The following is a 19,692-nucleotide window of genomic DNA, read 5'->3' as shown; positions in this document are numbered from 1 at the left end:
GCCAGGGTGCTTTTGCCGCCACCGCTGCCGCCCACCAGCGCCACGGTCTGGCCTTTTTTAATGGTCAGGTTGATGTCGTAGAGTACGGGCGTTTCGCCGTAGCTGAAGCTGAGGTTGTAGAACTCAATCTGGCGCTCGAAGGGTGGAAGTACGATAGCATCGGGCCGGTCGCGGATGGCGGGCTCGGTATCGATGATGCTCAGCACCCGCTCGCCGGCCACAAGTCCGCGCTGGATGTTGCCGAAGGAGCTGGACAAGGCTTTGGCGGGAGTCAGTACCTGCGAAAACAGAATCACATACCCAATAAACGTCTCGCCATCGAGCGCCGACTGCCCGCCCAGAATGAGCGTGCCGCCGAAATACAGCAGGCCGGCCACCACCGAAACCCCCGCAAACTCGGAGAATGGCGAGGCTAAATCCCGGGTGTTATCAATGTTGCGCGAGGTGCGGGCGTACTGGTCGTTCTGCTCCTCAAACTTGCCCTTGATGTACTCCTGCGCATTAAACGCCTTGATGACGCGAATGCCGCCCAGCGTCTCGTCAATCACCGAAAGCATGGTGCCCAGCGTTTTCTGGCTTTGCTTGGCCTGGGTGCGCAGCCGCTTGGCGATGGTGGCAATGATGCCGCCCGAAATCGGCAGCAGCACCAGCGTGAATAGCGTGAGCGGCACCGACATGTGGAACAGCACCAGAAAGTAGGCAATGATGGTGAGCGGCTCCTTGATAACGGCCGTGAAGGTGTTCACCACCGAGGTTTCCACTTCCTGCACGTCGGCTGTGAAGCGCGACATCAAATCCCCCTTCCGCTCGCCCGCGAAAAAGCTCAGCTGCAGCCCGATGATGCGGTGGTACAAGTCGCGCCGCAGGTTGCGGATAACGCGGGCGCGTACTTTGGCCAGCAGGCGCAGGCTCATGTAGCGAAACACGTTGCTCAGCAGCACCGACACCACCACCACGCCGCACACGAAGGCTAGCGCGCCCATTTTGCCGTGGGCCGTGAGCACATCGGCAAAGAAGTAATTGAACGTGTCCGTCACCCACTGAATGGTGGGCTTGAAGCCGGGAAGGTGGTCGGGCGCGTGGGCCGGCACCTTGTCCGTTTTGTCGAACAGCACGCTCAGCAGCGGGATAATCAGCGTGAAGTTGCCGATGCTGAAGAAGATGGTCAGCACCGTGTACAGCAGGTACTGCGGCAGAAATGCCAGCAGCGGCCGGGCGTACTGTAAGATGCGGAGGTACGTTTTCATAACCGATTAAAATTCGTGCAGACGCTGGGCAATGTTCCAGCGCACGGCCAGCGAGGCGTATACCTCGTTCACATTAGCCGCCGGGGTGAGGGAGTAGGTCTGGTGCCGGGCAATGAGCTTGGCATCCAGAAATAGGTTGAGGCGGGGCTGGTAGGTGGCCGTAAAATCGGTGTGGAGCAGGCTGCTCTTGTTGCCCTGGCCGGTGCGGTTGTTGTAGTCCATCGGGTGCGAGTTGTATGGCACGAGCGGGTTGCCGCCGAAGTTGGCCAGGCGGCCGGTGGTGAGGCCGGTGTCGGGCGCATCGTTGCTGAGCGGGCCGGTGGTGATGACAGTGCCCGCGGCATTGTAGCCGTAATCCAGTCCTTGCTCGGTGTAAATGGCTTTGGCCACCAGGTTCAGGCGGGGCAGGGGCTGGTAGCTGAGCACGCCCAGCACCTCCGTCAGGTTGGCCCCCATGGGGTGGGCCAGGGGCTGCTGGTAGTTGGTGTAGGCCGTGTAATAGGATACGTGCTGGTAGGTGTAGGGCCGGATGTAGTTCACTTCGGCCTGCAAATCCAGATTGCGGATGCCGGCCACGTCGATGTACTTCGCCCCCACCTGCACCGCCTGCTTGTTGCTCCACCAGCCGTTGCCAGCCCGGATTTCACTCAGCTTGAACTCGTCCAGCACCACCTGCCCGTAGAGTTGCGCCGTGTGCAGAATGTTCCACTTGAAATCCATGCCCAGCATGGCGTTATCGGGCGAGCCCACGTTCTGCTCGATGGCCCGGTAGAAGATAACCGGGTTCAGGTATTGCAACTCGAAGCGGTTGCTGGCCGAGCCGGCTATCACCGATTCAAACACGCCGATGTTGAAATTATCGGTCACATCCAGGCTCAGGTGGTGCAGCGCCAGGTATTTCTTGGGGTACACCTGGTCGGCGTTGCGCTTCTGCGCCGCCAGCTCGGCGAATAGGTTCTGGTAGTTGAATTTCCAGATGCGGGTATTCAGCTTCAGGAAGAAATACGGTGCGCTGTAGTCCGACAGAATCAGCGAGCGGTAGCCGTTGCCGATGAAATTCCGGTCGTGCCCCAACTGCACGTTGATGTGCTTGGTGGCCGCGTAGGTCACGTAGCCCCGCGCCGAAAAGAAATCATACTGGCTGTTCTGGCGCAGTTGCGCCACTTTATACGGCTTGAAATAGCCTTCGTGCGGCACGATGGTATCGCGCTCCACACGGTTGCGCACGTACTGCGGCACACCCTCCTGGTTATCGGCCAGAAACGCATAAAAGCCCAGCCGCTGGTCAATCGTGCCCTCAATCTGCACGCCGCGGGTGTTCACGTAGCTGGCTCCGTCGGTGCCCTTATTGTCTTTGCCGATAGCAAGCAGCGCCACCGGGTTCACGCGCAGCGTGAAATCAGGGTTGTCGACGTGGTAGAAATCGGTCTGGTCGCGGTAGAAGTAGTTGAGAAACGGCCGGGCGCTCTGGTTGAGGTCGGCACCCTGGGCCGAGTTGGCCCAGTTGTCTTTCAGCAGGTATTGTGCGTTGAAGCGGTCGGCGCGGGAGAGGCTGCCGGCGCGGTAGGCCTGGGCGCTGTCCGGGCTCAGGATGCGCTCGCCGAGGTGGGCCACGCCGGCGCGGGTGTAGGGCCGCACGCTGGTGTGCGGGTCGCGCAGCGAATCGGAGCCAAACTTGATGGCGTAGCGGTCAATCAGCCGGTAAGTATCCTGGTCGAGTGGCACGTAGTTCGTGCCCTGCGTGGCCTCAAAGCCGTTGCGCGAAACCCGGGCCGGGCGCGGCGCGGTGGAACGCGGAGCCTGGGGCGCGGTGGCGTTGCGCACCGCTTTTGCCCGGGGCTGACGCTTGGTGCTTGGGGTGGCTATCGTATCCAGCGGCTGGTCGAAAATCAGCCAGGGTGACTTTTCGGTGGGTGCGGCGGGCGCGGGTGCACCAGCGGGAGTAGTCGCCGGCGTTTGGGCCGCTGCCGCGCCGGCCAGCAGCGCCGTAATAGCCGTTAGTAGCAGAGATTTATGCATAAAATCAGATAATCCGAATAAAACCGATGCTTTGCTTCCCTGATAAAAGCCAGGCATCACCATTTTTTAACAAACCTACGCAGCCAGCCGTTGGCGGGTAGAAAAGGGTCGCCGTTGCCCCGCCTCGAATCCTGTCCAAATCCGCCGCAGAGCCGTGACCATGAAGACGAATTCCGGTACGCTTTCTTGCCTGCCGCCCGTTTTTGTGCCAACTTCGGGGTGCCGGCCCAGCCTTCTGTCCGGCATCCTTCACCAAAATCCTGTTTGTATGGCCACGCCGCTTCCTTCCTCCGCCGCTTCGGCCCCCGCCGCCCACGATGCTGCCGAGGCTATGGCCAACATCCACGTAGTCTGCGCCGAACCTAGTATTGCCAACCATTTCCTGGCCGAGCTGCGCGACAAAGACGTGCAGAAAGACAGCCTCCGCTTCCGCCGCAACCTCCAGCGCCTGGGCGAAATCATCGCCTACCGCATCAGCGCCCACCTCAGCTACACCGACAAAGCCATCCAGACGCCGCTGGCCGAAACCACCGGCAAGCTCCTCCACGACTTCCCCATTCTGGCCACCGTGCTGCGCGCCGGGTTACCATTTCATCAAGGTTTCCTGAATTATTTCGACCAGTCGCCCAGCGCTTTCGTGGCCGCCTACCGCATCGAAGGCACCGCCCAGGTGCAGGTCCAGGTCGATTATCTCTCAGCCCCCAGCCTCGACGAGCGGGTCCTCATCCTGGCCGACCCCATGCTGGCCACCGGCAAAAGCCTGGTGCAAACCTACCGCGCTATGCTGCGTTTCGGCACGCCGCGCCAGGTGCACATCGCCGCCGTCATCGCCTCGCCCGAGGGCCTGGCCTACGTGGCCCGCGAAATTCCCGAAGCCACCCTCTGGGTAGCGGCCATCGATGAAAAGTTGAACGAGCACGCCTATATCATCCCCGGCCTGGGCGATGCCGGCGACCTTTCCTACGGCAGCAAGCTGTAGCCTTCAATTTCCGGGTACTGATAATGGAACCCTGCCCCGCCAAACGGGGTATCTTTGCAATGCGCCCACCCCGCGTTGAAGTTTCCCTCTCACCCGCCGCCTGCCTTTTCGTTTCGTCGTGCTTCACCCCGCCATTAAATGCGCGTCCGTGTTCCTGTTGAGCACGGTCAAGTTTTTGGGCGGCCCACTGGCCGGTACTTCCATGGGCCTGCACTTCTGGCCCACGCTGGCCCTCACCGTGGGCGGAATGATGACCAGTGTGTTCATCTTTTCCGGCGTGGGCCGCGTCTGGATGCAGCACCGCCAGAAGCAACGCCGCCTGCGCCGGGAGCCCATCTTCTCTAAGAAGTCGCGCAACATCATCAAGGTGTTCCGCAAGTTCGGGATGGGCGGCATCGCCTTCCTCACGCCCATTCTGCTGTCGCCCATCGGCGGCACGGTCATCGCCACGCTATTGGGCGTGCCCCGGCAGCGCATCCTGCTGCACATGTTTTTGAGCGCGGTGTTCTGGGGCGCGGCCCTCACCTTCGCCAGCATCCACTTCGGGCATCTGATACACCACAAGTAGAATTATAAATTAAAAATTATGAGTTATGAATTGAAACGTGGGCTCCTGAAGATGCCAATGTTTCAATTCATAACTCATAATTTTTAATTTATAATTCACCTAGCGTCCGCGCCGCTTTAGCGCCTTCACGCCGGGGTTCGAGCCGCCCTTCTTGCCCACAAAGGCCTTCGAGCCCTTGGTGCTCTTCTTTTTGCCTTCGGCGAAAGCCTTGCCGGTGCGCTTGTCAATCGTCACGCCGGGCTTAATCCACTCCTTTTTCTCGTGGAAAGCGCCTTTGAAGGTTGGGTCCAGCTTCTTGCGGCGGTCGTCGAGCTCGCGCCCCATCTTCTGCTGCTCCTCGAAAGGCGTTTCTTCAATCACCACTTCCTCCGGCAGCGGCAATAGTTCAATTTTCTGGTTGATGAGCGCCTCAATTTCGGTGATGTGCACCATCTCGGCCTCGTTGGCGAAGGTGATGGCTGCGCCCGTGTGCAGCGCCCGGCCCGTGCGCCCGATGCGGTGCACGTAGTCGTCGTGCACAATCGGCACGTCGAAGTTGATAACGTGCGTCACCTGCGGCACGTCGATGCCGCGGGCGGCCACGTCCGTGGCCACCATGTAGCGCACCTCCCCCGCCTTGAACGAGTCCATGCTGTTCATCCGCGCGTTCTGGCCCTTATTGCCGTGAATCACGCGCACCTCGCCGGCCGGAGCCTTGCGCTCCAGAAAGTGGGCCACCTGGTCGGCATGCTGCTTGGTGCGGCAGAACAGCAGCACCCGCGTCATGGTGTCAATGTCGCGGTGCAGCAGGAAGTGCAGCAGGTTAATTTTAGTGAGCAGGTTGGGCGCTTCATACATCACCTGCGAAACCGTGGAGGCCGTTTTGGCCGGCGGGCTCACCTCCACCCGCACCGGGAATTCCAGGAATTCCTCGCTCAGCGTCGTCACCCGTTCCGGCATGGTGGCCGAAAATAGCGCATTCTGCCGCTTGCGTGGAATAATCTCCAAAATTCGCCGAATCTGGGGCATGAAGCCCATATCCATCATCTTGTCGGCCTCGTCCATCACCAGCGTTTTTAGGTCGGTGAGGCGCACCGCGCCTTTCAGGTAAATTTCGAGCAGTCGGCCCGGCGTTGCCACCAGTATATCCAAGCCTTCGGCGATGGTTTCAATCTGGGTTTTCGGCCCCAGACCGCCGTAAATGGCAAAAATGCGCAGGTCGGTGTTCACCGCCAGCGCTTTCAAATGCTTCTCAATCTGCATGGCCAACTCGCGGGTAGGAGCCAGCACCAGCGCCCGTGGGTTGGTGCCCTGAGCATATTTTACCTTCATCAACAGCGGCAGGCCGAAGGCCGCCGTTTTGCCGGTGCCAGTTTGGGCGATGCCCAGCACGTCGTGCCCGGCCAGCAGTAGCGGGATAGTCTGAATCTGTACCGGCGTGGGGTCGGTGAAGCCAGCCGCCGCCACGGCGGTTAGCAGTTGTTTGTTGAGTTTGAAATCGTTGAACGATGGGGTGATATTGGGTTCCATCCGGCAAAGGTCGGGATTTTGCGGCGGCCAACTGGTAGCAGGATGAAAATTGACCGTCATGCAGAGCGTAGCGAAGCATCTTTACCGCTTCGTTGCAATTCGGCTGATTACTATAGCGGTAAAGATGCTTCGCTATGCTCTGCATGACGTTCTTTCAAAAGCATCAGCTGTTCAGCGAAGAACTTTTTTTGTTCAATCCCGCTTCTTTTTCTATCTTTGCACCACCAAAACCAACCTGGTAGATATAGCTCAGCTGGTTAGAGCGTCGGATTGTGATTCCGAAGGTCGTGGGTTCGAGCCCCATTATTTACCCATCAGAAAAAGTCCCCGGAATTATCCGGGGACTTTTTTGTTGCTTGCAATGAATCCGTTTTAATGCGGCTTTAACTTCGACCGTTTTTATTCACCACATTTTACCTGCATGAGCCTGCTCGTCATCGGCAGCGTCGCATTCGACGCCTTGGAAACGCCTTTCGGCAAAACCGATAAAATCATCGGCGGTGCCGCCACCTACATCAGCCTCTCGGCGTCTTACTCGCTGAAGCCCGTGAAGCTGGTGGCCGTGGTGGGCGATGACTTTCCGCAGTCCGATATCCTGCTGCTCGAAGAGCACGGCGTGGACGTGGAAGGCCTGCAAATCAAGCAGGGCGAGAAGTCGTTCTTCTGGTCGGGCATCTATTCCAAAGACCTGAACTCGCGCGAAACCCTCGTGACCGAGCTCAACGTGCTGGCCGATTTCGACCCCATTATCCCGGATGCTTATCAGGACTGCAAGTACCTCATGCTGGGCAACCTGGCCCCGCAGGTGCAGCGCCTCGTCATCCAGCGCCTCGTGAACCGCCCCAAGCTGATTGTGATGGACACGATGAATTTCTGGATGGACATCGCCCTCGAAGAGCTCATCGCCACCATTGAAATGGTAGACGTGCTGAGCATCAACGATGAGGAGGCGCGCCAGCTTTCCGGCGAGTATTCGTTGGTGAAAGCCGCCAAGAAAATCATGGGCATGGGACCGAAATTCCTCATCATCAAGAAGGGCGAGCACGGCGCGCTACTCTTTCATAAAAACAAAATTTTCTACGCGCCCGCGCTGCCTTTGGAAGAAGTATTCGACCCAACTGGTGCCGGCGACACCTTTGCGGGTGGTTTCATCGGCCACCTGGCCGCGACGGACGACATCAGCTTCGAAAACATGAAGCGCGCCGTGATTCATGGTTCGGCCATGGCCTCGTTCTGCGTCGAGAAATTCGGCACCGAGCGTCTGCTGAATCTCAGCGCTGAAGAAGTAGAAGCCCGTGAAGCGCAGTTTGCCGAGCTGGTGAAGGTGATGCCAGCCTCGGTGCTGACCAGCCAGCCCGCGTAACCCGCCTGACACGGTTCTGATAGGTTGATTTTGAAAGCTGCGCCCCAAGGAAATGCGTTACGACGTATTGCCTTGGGGCGCAACTTTTTTTGCCGCAGAAGGGTACAACTTTCTATCGTCCATCTAACCTTGAACTCGCCATGGGACACGCTAAGAAAGACACTGACCTGCAAAACGATAAAACGTCCGTCAATCCGGCGGCTAACACGAAACGGAAGAGCACGCAAGTGCAGGCCCCGAACGTGAGCAATGTTTCGGCCCACGGCAACACCACCGACGGCAACACCGCTGGAAAAGGGGTAAAGAATATTCGGAGTAATCCCCAGCGCAACAATCCGATGTCCGTCGATACGGGCAAAGTGGGCAAGGGCGGCGACTCAAAGCATTAAGCCGCCAGCTTCATTAAAGAACACAGAAAGGCCCTGCTGGAGCATTCCAGCAGGGCCTTTCTGTGTTTTGGTCCTCCCTCAAAACTCCCACCCCAGCCACTGCTCGAACCCGCGCTGCTGCGCCGCATCGGCCGTTTCCAGCTTATCAATGGCATAGCGTTGACCAAAGCTCACGCCCGGCGTGGCGGCCAGCGTCACCGTCAGCAGCCGGTTCTGGCGGAACACGCTCACCTCGTAAGCCGGCGCGCCGGTGCTGAGCAGGCTTTGCAGGTTCATGTCTACGCGGCGGCCATTCACGGCCACGATTTCATCATCCACGGTCAGGGCCGCGGCGGCGGGCGAGTTGGGCCAGATGGCGGTTACCTCCGTGCGCTCGTTTTTCACTACCGTGCGGAAACCAAAGTGGCCTTCCGATGCGGAGGCGTTTTCGCCCACCAGCAGCTGGCAGCCCACGGTGTGCAGCACCCGGTCCAGCGGCTCCTGCAGCGGCGCGGTGCCGTAGATGAACTTGTCGAAATAGGGGTGCATGTCGCGCCCGGCCACCTCGTTCACAATGCGAACGTAGTCGGCCTCCATGTAGCCGATGCCGGTTTTACCGAACTCCTCGTACAGCCGCCGCATCACGTCATCGAGGCTACGGGCGTGGCCGGAAAGCTGCCGGAGCGTCAAATCAAGCAGCATAGCCGCCAGCGCACCCTTGTGGTATACCGACACCTTACGGTCGGGCACGCCGGGCTTGTAGCCGTCCAGCCAGAGGTCCATGCTGGCATCGGCCAGGGAGAGGTTTTCGCCGCCAGCGTCGTCGTAGTGCTTGCGGAGTACGATGTTCAACTCCTCAAAATATTGCGCGGGCGTGCGGACGTGGCTACGGGCCAGTAGGTACTCGCCGTAGTAAGTCGTGATGCCCTCGGCGATGAAGCAGGTGCGGAAGTAGTTCTCGCGGCTGTAGTCGTAGGGCTGCATCTCGGCGGGCCGGATGCTCTTGATATTCCAAGTATGGAATAGCTCGTGGCAGCTCACGCCCAGCAATTCCTTATACAAGCCCTCGCTCATAATTAGCTCAGCCGGCCCCAAGGTGATTACCGTTGAATTATGATGCTCCACGCCGTGATAGTGCTTGTAGGGCAGAAACTGGTTCAGGAAGTGGTAATCCGCCACCGGAAAGCCGCCGAATAGCGTCAACTGTTCCTCCGAAAAAGCCTTGAAATCAGCCAGTAGCTTCGGCCAGTTCACCAGCGCCTCGCCCTGTACCCAGACGTGGAAGGGCAGCCCGCCCGCCTCGTATTCCTGGTGCGTGAGCGTGGGACTGGCAATCAGCGGCGAGTCCGCCAATTGGTCGAAATCCCTTGCGGAAAGCACATTCGGCGTGATTTGCTTCAACCCACAAGCCACCTGCCAGCCCTCGGGAATAGCCAGCGTCAATTCGCATTCCTCCAGTTGCCGGCCCTCGGCGTACATCAGCGCCTGCACGGGGTTCAGGTACAGCTGCGTCTCATCGAGCCAGGAGCCGCCGGCGTCCATCTGGTGGGCGTAGAAGTTGTAGCGCACCCGCACGGTACGGCCGGCGGCGTTGGGTACCTCCCACCGGTCTTTGGTGAGCTTGCGGTAGGGGAGGGGCTGGGCGGTGGCGGCATCCTCAACCACCACGCATTGAATCTTCTGGGCGAAGTTTTGCAACTCGTAGCGGCCGGGGCGCCAGGCGGGCAGCTGGAGCTCCAGCGGGGCGGTGGCATCGGCCGCAACGTCCAGCGTGAGCTGGATTTGCAGGTAAAACGTGAGCGGGTTTTCGAAGGAAACGTGGTAGTGAATCATCGCCAAAACGGGGTTAAACGGGCCTAAAGCTACTGCCGGCTAACGTCCTCCACGTAAAAGTGGCTGAGGCCCTTGTCTTTTCCAGACAAAGCCCGTACCTTTGCCGGCCCAACTCGAAACTCGTCTTTTTAAGATTTTTTGATATGAAACGTACCTATCAGCCCTCGAAGCGCAAGCGTGTAAACAAGCACGGCTTCCGTCTCCGCATGGAATCCGCTAACGGCCGCAACGTGCTGGCTCGTCGTCGTGCCAAAGGCCGCAAGCGCCTCACCGTATCCGACGAAGGCAAGCACAAGCGCTAGTCTTTTTAGCCGTTAGCGCACAGCTTCGGGCTGTAAGCTAGCCGATTGCCGCATTGCTGAGACAGCGTTATTTCTGTCGCTGCAATGCGGCTTCGCTATTTTAGGCGTTTCCAACATAGGGCTTTGCTGCCGAAACAGCGGCCCAACAGGTAAGCAACGTGAACGAGCCAACTGCTACCAGCGCCCCGCTGGCGGCCCGAAAATATACCTTCCCGAAAGAGGAACACCTGTGCCGCAAGAAGCTCATCGAAGAGCTTTTCAGCAAGCAGAGTTCCTCTTTTGGCGTTTACCCGTTGCGCATCGTCTGGATAAAAGCGGCTGCGCCCACCACGGCCCCGCCACAGGTGCTCATCAGCGTGAGCAAGCGCACGTTCAAGCGGGCGGTCGACCGCAACCGGCTCAAGCGGCTCATCCGCGAGGCATATCGGCTCAATAAATATCGGCTTACGGAGCAACCCAACGGGCACGAAATCGCTCTGCTGGGTATTATCTTCACGGGGAAGGAAAAAAGTCCGCTAACGTTGGTGGAAAAAAAATTAATTTCCGCTTTCCATCGTTTGCTGGGCACGACTATTGAAGTACCCGCTTCACCGCCGACCCCCTAGATTCGTGTTGACCCGCTACCTGTATTTCGTATGACTATCCGCAAAAAGCTACTCGCTACCCTGGCTGTGGGCACGCTGGGTTTGGTTTCTTTCCGAGCCGCTTCCGATAATGAGCGGTACTTCGAGATTGCCAAGAACCTGGACATTTTCGCCACGCTCTTCAAGGAAGTCAACACCTATTACGTTGACGAGGTCACGCCCGCCAAGCTGGTGAAAACGGGCATCGACGCCATGCTGCGCTCGCTCGACCCCTACACCAACTACATTCCGGAGGACGACATTGAGGATTTCCGCACCATGACCACCGGGCAGTACGGCGGCATCGGGGCCTCGGTGGTGAAGCGCAACGGCAAAACCGTGGTGCAAAGCGCCTATGAAGGCTATCCGGCCCAAAAAGCCGGCCTGCTCCCCGGCGATGAAATCCTCGACATCAACGGCGTGGTGGTCGATAAAAAGTCGAACGCCGACATCAGCAAGCTACTCAAGGGCCAAGCCAATTCGATGGTGAAGCTGATGGTGACGCGCTACGGCCAGGATAAACCCATCCAAATCGACATCACCCGCGATAAAATCCAGGTGGATAATGTGCCTTATACTGGCATGATTTCCGGCGATGTGGGCTACTTCCAGCTCGGCGGTTTCACGGTGGATGCGGGCAAGGAAGTGCGCGCCGCCGTGACCAAGCTCAAGGAGCAGGGCGCGAAGAAAATCGTGTTCGACATCCGCGACAACCCCGGCGGCCTGCTGAATGAGGCCGTGAACATCTCCAACCTGTTCATCGACAAGGGACTTGATGTGGTAAGTACCAAAGGAAAGGTGACGGAGTGGAACAAAACATACAAGGCCCTCGACGTGCCGCTCGATACCCAGATTCCGATTGCCATCATCACGAGCAACCGCTCGGCGTCGGCTTCGGAAATCGTATCGGGCGTGTTGCAGGATTATGACCGCGCTGTGCTGGTGGGTGAGCGCACCTTCGGCAAGGGCCTCGTGCAGGCCACCCGCCCCCTCAGCTACAACTCGCAGTTGAAGGTGACGACCGCCAAATACTACATCCCGAGCGGCCGCTGCATCCAGGAAATCGACTATGCCCACCGCGCTGACGATGGCACGCTGGGCAAATTCCCCGATTCGCTGCGCACGGCCTTCAAAACCACCGCCGGCCGCACCGTGTACGACGGCGGCGGCGTAGCCCCCGATATTGAGGTGCAGGACCGCGAAATCGCCGACATCACCCGTATCCTGCTCCAGAAAAGCTACCTCTTCGACTACGCCACCCGCTACCGCGCCGAGCACTCCACCATCGTGCCCGCCCGCCAGTTCAAGCTCTCGGACGTGGACTACCAGAAGTTCGTAACCTACCTGCAAGGCAAGAACATCAGCTACAGCACCGATGCCGAAAAGGCCCTCACCGACCTCAGCAAGAAGGTAAAAGAGGAAAAGCACTACGACGACGTGAAGCTGGAGCTCGAAGCCATCCGCAAGAAAGTGACCGTGAACAAGGCCAACGACCTGCAACGCTTCAAGCCCGAAATCAAGGAACTGCTGGAGCAGGAAATCGTGTCGCGCTACTACTTTGAGAAGGGCCGCACCGAAGCCGGCTTCGACGACGACCCCAACATCATCGCCGCCGTGGCCGTCCTGAACGACCCGAATCGCTACGCCGCGCTGTTGAAGCCCACGGGCCAAGCCGCCAGCGCCCGCAAGTCGGCTGGTACGAAGTAATTTTGAACTGCGTTAAGTAGAAAAGCAGGCGCTGAAAGGTGCCTGCTTTTTTTATACACATGAATAGCGTTGTGGATTCAGGTAATCAAGCCCATTGTCTTCAAAACGTTGCTCCAACTCATCCCATCCATTCTCAATCTTGTAATCCCTTTCGCTTTCTGTAATTGGTAGAAGCCAAAGGTTGTGCAGATGACTATCTTCAAAATCGAATATCTCTAAAGCTTCGCCATCCATATAAGGAAGCGAAATGAAACCGAAGCTGCATGCCGAATCATCTTGCCAAGGCCGTCCGAAATTGACAGTATGATGTAAGCCAAGAGGAGCCTCATTCCGGTGGAAGGAAGCAGAAATGGTAAGCAACTCAATCAGCGCCGAATCTTGCTTGTTAGAATAAACATGCAACTCAATCAAGTTGTCTGGATTATCAGTTGACATTCCAAGCGTAGAGTAAATCCAGAAGTCGTGCTTTTCCGATGGAGGAAATTCCAGTACAGAAAAATCCTCCGACATCTTCTCAAGCGGGTCTGGAATCTGGTCTTTCTTATCGGTACTCTTGCCCCAATTAGTTTCTAAGTGCTGCTTAAGTAGCTCCAGATTATACATCGTCAATAATTTTGCGCCGGAAATTTCAAATCTACATTGAGCAAATCCCTCCTCCTCTCCCTCGAAACCTCTTCGCCCGTCTGCTCGGTAGCATTGCACCGCGTGGCCGACGGCTCCCTGGTCGGCCAGTCCGAGCTGCGGCTCGATAAGTCGCACTCCACCCACCTTACCGTGCTCATCGAGCAGCTGCTTGAAAATACCGGTCACCAGCTGGCCGACCTCGCCGCCGTGGCCGTGAGCGACGGGCCCGGTTCCTATACCGGCCTGCGCATCGGGGCCGCCGCCGCCAAGGGCCTGTGCTTCGCGCTTGATATTCCGCTGGTGGCCGTGAGCACGCTGCGGGCGCTGGCCGCGCAGGTGGCCGCCGGCACCGCCCGGCCCGAGAATTTCCTGTTCTGCCCGATGCTGGATGCCCGGCGGCAGGAAGTGTACACCGCGCTGTACACCCACGACGGCCGGGAGGTGCTCGCGCCCACGCCACTCATCCTCGATGCCGATACGCTGGCCGAACAATTGGCCCACCATTCCGTGTTATTCTTCGGCAACGGCGCGGCGAAGTTTCAGGCGGTGCTGGGCGAGTCGGTGCAGGCTGGTTTTTTGGCGGGTATCGAGCCGTCGGCGGTAGCGGTGGGGGCGTTGGCCGTCGCCGCTTATCATCGGCAGGAATTTCAGGACGTAGCGTATTACGAGCCGTTTTATCTGAAAGAAGTGTACACGACCACGCCGAAAGCGAAGTAGCGCGGACTTTTAGTCCGCGAGTCAACGCCGAACCTTTATCAATCCTTACCCATCGCGGACTAAAAGTCCGCGCTACTATATGGAACCCCTCTTCGTCAACCGTGTCGCCAACTCCGGCCTCGTCACCCTCAACCTGGAAGAAATGCTCCATCCCGGCGAGCGGGTGGTGTACGACATTAAGGACAACCTCTTCCACGGCCTCATGCTGCGCGAAAAGGACTTCCGCGAGTTCGTGAAAACCAACGACTGGACGCAGTACGACGGCAAAAACGTCGCCATCATCTGCTCGGCCGATGCCATTGTGCCCACCTGGGCGTACATGCTGCTCGCCACCAAACTCCAGAACCACGCCCACCGTTACGTCTTCGGCAACCTCGATGCCCTGGAGCAGTCGCTGTTCGAAGAAGCCATCGCCGCCATTGATACCGAAGAATACCGCGACGCCAAAGTGGTGGTGAAAGGCTGCGGCAACGTGCCCGTGCCCACCTTCGCCTACGTGGCCATCATGCAAAAGCTCCTCCCCGTGACCAGCAGCGTGATGTATGGCGAGCCGTGCAGCACCGTGCCGCTCTACAAAAAGCCAAAAGCCGCCAGCGTGGTGGAATAGTCATCTGTCATGCTGAACGCAGTGAAGCACCTTACGTTGGAACACTCGTTCGGACGCGGTAAGGTGCTTTACTGCGTTCAGCATGACAGATGGCCGCAATAATGCTTCGCATCTTTGCATCATGCCCGAGCTTAACCGCACTCTATATAAAATCACTTTCCTCACCGGCGCGGCCATCGTCATTGCCAACATGGTGGGCACGGGCGTTTTCACCAGCCTCGGCTTCCAGGTAATGGGCATCCAAAGCGGTTTTGCGCTGCTTATGCTATGGCTGGTGGGCGGCCTCATTGCCCTCTGTGGGGCCGTGAGCTACGCCGAGCTGGCGGCGGCCATGCCCCGTTCTGGGGGCGAATACCACTATTTGAGTAAGATTTACCACCCGGCGCTAGGCTTCCTCTCCGGTTGGGTATCGGCCACGGTGGGCTTCGCGGCCCCCACGGCCCTGGCCGCGCTGGCGCTGGGCGAATACGCCAAAAGCGTATGGCCGGGCCTGCATCCACAGTGGCTTTCGGTAGCCGTGGTATTGGCTCTTACGCTAGTACACGGGAGTAGCACCCGTGTCGGCAGTCGCCTCCAAATCATCATCACCGCCCTGAAAGTGGTCGTTTTGGTGATATTCATCGGCGCGGGCATGGTGATGGGGGAGGGGCAGCCTATTAGTTTCCTGCCCGATGCCGCCGGCTGGCAAGCCCTGCTCAGCCCCGCTTTCGCCGTGAGCCTCGTGTATGTGAGCTACGCCTACTCCGGCTGGAACGCCGCCGTGTACGTCACCGGCGAAATCGAAAACCCCAAGCGCAACCTCTCGCGCATCCTGTTGGCGGGCACTGCCGTCGTGCTCCTATTATATGTAGGGTTGAATTATGTGTTCCTGCGTTCCACGCCGCTGGCCGGGTTGAAGGGGCAGGTCGAAGTCGGTTTCGTAGCCGCTACTTCGCTTTTTGGCCCCCTCGGCGGGCGGCTGATGGGCGGCGTTATCGCGGCGCTGCTCGTTTCCACTATCAGTTCGATGATTTTCGCCGGCCCCCGCATCGTCCAGACGATGGGTGAGGACATCTTCGCCCTCCGCTTCCTGGCCCCCAAAAGCCGCGCCGGCATCCCCGTGCGGGCATTGTTCCTGCAAACGACCATTACCTTGGCCTTTATTCTGAAGCCCAGTTTCCAAGGCGTACTGGTTTATGCGGGCTTTGTATTGAACCTGTTCACCTTCCTCACGGTGCTGGGCTTGTTCGTGCTCCGCTTCCGTCAGCCCGATTTGCCGCGTCCTTATAAAGCCTGGGGCTACCCCGTTACGCCCCTCATTTTCCTCGTGCTGAGCGGGTGGACGCTGGCCTTCATCCTGCGCGATAAGCCGTGGGAGTCGCTCTACGGACTGGCTACACTGGCCGTCGGCGCGCTGGTTTACTTCATCACCACGCGGCTGGCGGTGCCATCACCCGCTTCTCAAGGCTGATTTCGACAAAAACGTTAGCGCCGACACAACCCGCTTGGCTCCCCCTCTCCCCAAGGAGAGGGGGCCGGGGGGTGAGCCCTCCGTAACTTGCACCTTCAATCACTCCTTTATATAATGCTCCTCCGCACCGCCGCGCTTCGGCTCCTGCCCGCCGCCTTGCTCCTGCTTTCCGCTTGCTCCGAGTCGAATAAAAAAACGGAAACCGCCACTTCTTCCGCTAAGGAAGAAACCATGGCCACTACGGCCGATGCCATCGACTCCACCAAATCAGCATCGCCAGTCGCCGCCGACGCCAAAGCCATTCAGGCGCGCCCCAACCGCCTCACCGCCCCGGATACTGCCTACGCTCAGGACGTGGCCATGTTTCTCGGCGGCCTCCAGCCCAGCCGGCACAGCGACCTCACCGCTCTGGCCGCCACGCCCGCCTGGCAGGCATTCGCCAAAGACCAGGACAAAAGCTGGGATAAATACCGCGCCACCCACACCACCCGCATGACCCAGTGGGCCAATACCGAGCTCGATTCGGTCCACGCCAGCAGCCCCACCATCTTCTACCCCTTCAGCGGCCCCGATTTCCTGAACGTCGTCACGATGTTCCCCACCAGCCAAACCTACGTCCTGATGGGCTTGGAGCCCGTCGGCACCGTCCCCGCCCGCGCCTCTCTCGAGAACCCCAAGCTGCTGCCCACCGTCAAAACATCGCTCTGGTCGGTGCTCAATTTCAGCTTCTTCCGTACCAACGACATGGCCGTCGACCTGAAATCCGTTGAACTGGACGGCGCTTTGCCATTAATGATGCTCTTCGCCGCCCGCACTGGCAACCAAATCACCGCCATCCGCCCCGTGCAGCTCGATGCCGCCGGCAAACTCCTCGACGCCCCCACCGACACCACCCAAACCCCCGACCCGAAATCCATCCCCGGCGTCGAAATGAAGCTCCGTGGCCCCGACGGCCAGCCCAAAACCGTCTACTACTTCTCCGCCGACCTCAGCGACTGGAAGCTCACCGCCAAAAGCGCCCCGTTGGAATTTGTGCGCCACCTCGGTCCCCTCACCACCTACGTGAAGTCGGCCACCTACCTCATGCACAAGTCGTACTTCAATAAAGTCCGTCGCACCGTCCTCCGCCGCAGCCGCTACATCCTGCAAGATGATTCCGGCATCGCCATGAAGTACTTCCAGAAAGGCGCCTGGCAGTTCAACTACTACGGCACCTACCGCCGCCCCATCAACCTCTTTGCCAAGCAATACCAACCCGAACTCACCGCGGCCTACCGCGACACCCTCCACAAACCCAAGCCGCTCCCCTTCGGCACCGGCTACAACTGGCGTCAAACCGACTCTAACCTCCTCCTCGCCAAGCGCCTGGTCCCCCTAGCCGACTAACCTTCGTATAAAATCAGCCCCACAGGGCCGTGGTGGCAACATCACGGCCCTTTCTGTTTCAATATCCTATGAAGACACCCCGCCAATCCAGCTCAACTCTATACTATATAATAGGAGTAGCCTTCCTGCTAACAATAACCACCCTAATAACCCTAGCCGCCACAAGTCGTCTGGCACCCCCTCTTTTTTGGAGAGGGGGCCGGGGGGTGAGGTTAACGCCAGGAGACTCCCCACTACTAGACTCCCTAATACAAACCAGTCCCATATTAAAGAGAGTTGCCACTAATCCCCAATACGAGCTTCAAATCATCTATACCCAAATTAACCGCGACGCCCAGAACCACCCCACCTTCACCCCCCATACCTACCACCTTAACCCCCAGCAATACTTCAACCCAGCCAGCCTCGTCAAACTCCCCGTAGTCGCCCTCTCCCTCGAAAAGCTCAATGACCTCCACAAACCGGGAATAAATCGCCGCACCATCATGGCCACCGGTACCGCCTACCGCTGCCAAACCCCCGTCCCTTTCGCCGCCCCCGCTGATTCCGACCGCACCGCCACCGTCGGCAACTACATCAAGCGAATGCTCCTCGTCAGCGACAACATCGCCTACAACCGCCTCTACGAATTTCTCGGCCAACGCCCTCTCAACCAGCGCCTGCAGGAACTAGGCTACTCCACCACCCGCATCACCCGCCGCTTCGCCCCCTGCGACACCGCCGCCAACCGCCACACCAACCCCATCAGTTTCCACACCCCCCAAGGCGACACCCTATATAAGGAGCCCGCCAAATTCAACCCCATCCCTTACACCAGTCCCCTCGGCCGCGTCCTCAAAGGCCGCGCCCACCAAGCCGGCCGCCGAATCATCCCCGAACCCTACGATTTCACCACCGCCAACCACCTCCCACTCCCCGCCATCACCGCCCTCCTCCAAAGTATCCTCTTCCCCGAATCCGTCCCCGCCGACCAGCGCCTCCGCCTCACCCCAACCGATTACGCCTTCCTCCGCCGCTACCTCCACGCCACCCCCCACGAGTCCGGCTTCCATCCCTACGTCCCCGCCCGCTACTTCGACGCCTACAAAAAATACCTCTACTACGGCCGCAACCCCGAAATCCCCCACCAATCCGCCCTCCGCATCTACAACATCGTCGGCATGTCGCACGGCTACCTCGCCGATGTCGCCTACTTCGCCGACTCCCTCCACCAGTCCGAATTCCTCCTCAGCGCCGTCCTCTACGTCAACCAAGACGGCATCATCAACGACGGTGCCTACGAATACGACAGCATCGGCCTCCCATTCCTCGCCCAACTAGGCCATCAAATCCAGCAATATGAGTCCCAGCGCCCCCGCCAATACCATCCCAACCTTACCGAATTCTTCGCCCCCGAGCCAATTCGTTAAATTTCCCTCCCGCTAAGTCACTGATTCCTAAAACCCCATTACACCAAACCCTCGTCACCCAAGCCCCCGCAAGCCCTAATCTTCACACCACATCTTGTAAACCCAGAAAATCCCCCTACTTTTGCAGTCCCAAATCGTCAAACGGACTACGGGTTCTGCCAAAGCAACTGCTCCAACAGAAAGTTGATCGGTAAGGAACTTCACGCTCGCCGTACTTGTATTGCCCGCCGTGCCGCTTCGCAAAAGCCTTCGAAAATTAAAGTTCGAAAGTGCTTGCGAAAGCCGAAAAAGCGCCTTACCTTTGCAGCCCGCTTCGACAGGAGGCGGAAACGGATTGAAAAGCGAGACGAAGAAAAATAAAAGTTTTCTCTTTTGCTTGTCGGTTAAAAGAATCCTCTTACCTTTGCACTCCCAATCGCAAGAAGGGAGACGAAAAGAAGAAACACCGGCTGCTAACAGCCACACGGTCACTTCAAATGGAAGAGGCATACGTTCTTTGAATGTTTGGAAAAGACAAATAGTAAGGGCTACGAGTCGCAAGACAAGTAGTAAAAATTACAAGCGTAACACGAATACATAGAACTCGTCAATACGAGTCGGATTCGCACTCGACATCAGCCATGGTTCGCCATGGTGTAGAACATTTTACAATGGAGAGTTTGATCTTGGCTCAGGATGAACGCTAGCGGCAGGCCTAATACATGCAAGTCGAACGGTCGGTAGCAATACCGATAGTGGCGCACGGGTGCGTAACGCGTAACCAACCTACCCGAATCTGGGGGATAGCCCGCCGAAAGGCGGATTAATACCGCATAAAACAACAGAACGGCATCGTTCAATTGTTAAAGATTTATTGGATTCGGATGGGGTTGCGTGCCATTAGCTAGTTGGGGAGGTAACGGCTCACCAAGGCGACGATGGCTAGGGGAGCTGAGAGGCTGGTCCCCCACACGGGCACTGAGATACGGGCCCGACTCCTAC

18 protein-coding genes, 1 tRNA gene and 1 rRNA gene are annotated in these 19,692 nt (G+C 58.5%); 14 read left to right on the top strand and 6 right to left on the bottom strand.

The genetic code is table 11. The annotated features are described in order from the left end of the window. Together AAFH49_RS20095 and AAFH49_RS20090 are read right to left on the bottom strand one after the other, a co-directional pair. Positions 1-1,247, bottom strand: a 1,247-nt coding sequence (locus AAFH49_RS20095; protein WP_342300988.1) for an ABC transporter ATP-binding protein, incomplete at its 3' end; no start/stop codon positions are given. Between the two features lie 6 nt (positions 1,248-1,253). Continuing rightward, positions 1,254-3,266 carry a capsule assembly Wzi family protein gene (locus AAFH49_RS20090; RefSeq protein ID WP_342300987.1) on the bottom strand — a complete coding sequence of 671 codons (2,013 nt, stop codon included), beginning with the start codon at positions 3,264-3,266 and terminating at the stop codon, positions 1,254-1,256. Between the two features lie 268 nt (positions 3,267-3,534). On the opposite strand from AAFH49_RS20090, the gene upp reads away from it, so the two are divergent. Beyond that, entirely contained in the window at positions 3,535-4,245 is a 711-nt protein-coding gene (gene upp, locus AAFH49_RS20085) for a uracil phosphoribosyltransferase (protein WP_342300985.1), read from the top strand. A gap of 118 nt (positions 4,246-4,363) precedes the next feature. Next, positions 4,364-4,813, top strand: a complete 450-nt coding sequence (locus AAFH49_RS20080) for a hypothetical protein (protein WP_342300984.1) — start codon at positions 4,364-4,366, stop codon at positions 4,811-4,813. A gap of 99 nt (positions 4,814-4,912) precedes the next feature. Here AAFH49_RS20080 and AAFH49_RS20075 read toward each other — a convergent pair whose 3' ends face one another. After that, positions 4,913-6,322, bottom strand: a complete 1,410-nt coding sequence (locus AAFH49_RS20075) for a DEAD/DEAH box helicase (protein WP_342300983.1) — start codon at positions 6,320-6,322, stop codon at positions 4,913-4,915. Between the two features lie 238 nt (positions 6,323-6,560). On the opposite strand from AAFH49_RS20075, the gene AAFH49_RS20070 reads away from it, so the two are divergent. From AAFH49_RS20070 to AAFH49_RS20060, 3 genes are all read left to right on the top strand, one after another. Continuing rightward, positions 6,561-6,634: transfer RNA gene (locus tag AAFH49_RS20070), tRNA-His, on the top strand. Positions 6,635-6,743: 109 nt separating this feature from the next. Beyond that, positions 6,744-7,685, top strand: a complete 942-nt coding sequence (locus AAFH49_RS20065; RefSeq protein WP_342300982.1) for a PfkB family carbohydrate kinase — start codon at positions 6,744-6,746, stop codon at positions 7,683-7,685. A gap of 140 nt (positions 7,686-7,825) precedes the next feature. Then, positions 7,826-8,074: a hypothetical protein gene (locus AAFH49_RS20060; protein ID WP_342300981.1), complete on the top strand. Its 249-nt coding sequence runs from the start codon at positions 7,826-7,828 to the stop codon at positions 8,072-8,074. A 78-nt stretch (positions 8,075-8,152) separates the two neighbouring features. Here the strand turns inward: AAFH49_RS20060 and AAFH49_RS20055 are convergent, their stop codons facing one another. Next, positions 8,153-9,886, bottom strand: coding sequence for a M61 family metallopeptidase (locus tag AAFH49_RS20055; protein WP_342300977.1), 1,734 nt, complete (start codon positions 9,884-9,886; stop codon positions 8,153-8,155). A 143-nt stretch (positions 9,887-10,029) separates the two neighbouring features. On the opposite strand from AAFH49_RS20055, the gene rpmH reads away from it, so the two are divergent. The 3 genes from rpmH (at position 10,030) to AAFH49_RS20040 (ending at position 12,518) form a co-directional block, all read left to right on the top strand. Next, positions 10,030-10,188: a 50S ribosomal protein L34 gene (rpmH, locus tag AAFH49_RS20050; protein WP_035563087.1), complete on the top strand. Its 159-nt coding sequence runs from the start codon at positions 10,030-10,032 to the stop codon at positions 10,186-10,188. A 188-nt stretch (positions 10,189-10,376) separates the two neighbouring features. Beyond that, positions 10,377-10,793 (top strand): ribonuclease P protein component, encoded by a 417-nt coding sequence (locus tag AAFH49_RS20045; protein ID WP_425293348.1) that lies wholly within the window; start codon positions 10,377-10,379, stop codon positions 10,791-10,793. A 30-nt stretch (positions 10,794-10,823) separates the two neighbouring features. Beyond that, a complete protein-coding gene (locus AAFH49_RS20040) occupies positions 10,824-12,518 on the top strand; it encodes a S41 family peptidase (RefSeq protein WP_342300971.1) in 1,695 nt (564 codons plus the stop codon). A gap of 51 nt (positions 12,519-12,569) precedes the next feature. Here AAFH49_RS20040 and AAFH49_RS20035 read toward each other — a convergent pair whose 3' ends face one another. Further along, the gene (locus AAFH49_RS20035; protein ID WP_342300969.1) at positions 12,570-13,121 is read right to left on the bottom strand and encodes a suppressor of fused domain protein; all 552 of its coding nucleotides are present in this window, start codon (positions 13,119-13,121) and stop codon (positions 12,570-12,572) included. A gap of 36 nt (positions 13,122-13,157) precedes the next feature. Between AAFH49_RS20035 and tsaB the strand changes: the two genes are divergently transcribed. The 5 genes from tsaB to AAFH49_RS20010 all read left to right on the top strand — a co-directional run bounded on the left by tsaB (position 13,158) and on the right by AAFH49_RS20010 (position 18,711). After that, the gene (gene tsaB / locus AAFH49_RS20030; RefSeq protein ID WP_342300967.1) at positions 13,158-13,859 is read left to right on the top strand and encodes a tRNA (adenosine(37)-N6)-threonylcarbamoyltransferase complex dimerization subunit type 1 TsaB; all 702 of its coding nucleotides are present in this window, start codon (positions 13,158-13,160) and stop codon (positions 13,857-13,859) included. Positions 13,860-13,938: 79 nt separating this feature from the next. Continuing rightward, entirely contained in the window at positions 13,939-14,466 is a 528-nt protein-coding gene (locus AAFH49_RS20025; protein WP_342300966.1) for a DUF2480 family protein, read from the top strand. A gap of 121 nt (positions 14,467-14,587) precedes the next feature. Then, positions 14,588-15,916, top strand: coding sequence for an APC family permease (locus tag AAFH49_RS20020; protein ID WP_342300965.1), 1,329 nt, complete (start codon positions 14,588-14,590; stop codon positions 15,914-15,916). 114 nt (positions 15,917-16,030) lie between these two features. Then, positions 16,031-17,302 carry a hypothetical protein gene (locus tag AAFH49_RS20015; protein ID WP_342300963.1) on the top strand — a complete coding sequence of 424 codons (1,272 nt, stop codon included), beginning with the start codon at positions 16,031-16,033 and terminating at the stop codon, positions 17,300-17,302. A gap of 68 nt (positions 17,303-17,370) precedes the next feature. Continuing rightward, positions 17,371-18,711: a serine hydrolase gene (locus tag AAFH49_RS20010; protein ID WP_342300962.1), complete on the top strand. Its 1,341-nt coding sequence runs from the start codon at positions 17,371-17,373 to the stop codon at positions 18,709-18,711. A gap of 75 nt (positions 18,712-18,786) precedes the next feature. On the opposite strand, the gene AAFH49_RS20005 is transcribed toward AAFH49_RS20010, so the two are convergent. Further along, positions 18,787-19,200 (bottom strand): hypothetical protein, encoded by a 414-nt coding sequence (locus AAFH49_RS20005; RefSeq protein ID WP_342300961.1) that lies wholly within the window; start codon positions 19,198-19,200, stop codon positions 18,787-18,789. A gap of 158 nt (positions 19,201-19,358) precedes the next feature. Between AAFH49_RS20005 and AAFH49_RS20000 the strand changes: the two genes are divergently transcribed. Further along, positions 19,359-19,692: ribosomal RNA gene (locus tag AAFH49_RS20000) — 16S ribosomal RNA — on the top strand; the annotation flags it as partial.

Source organism: Hymenobacter segetis, from assembly GCF_038448715.1.
Classification (GTDB): domain Bacteria; phylum Bacteroidota; class Bacteroidia; order Cytophagales; family Hymenobacteraceae; genus Hymenobacter; species Hymenobacter segetis.
The sequence above is the reverse complement of the archived record's forward strand: the minus strand, read 5'-3'. Positions and strand labels throughout refer to the sequence as shown.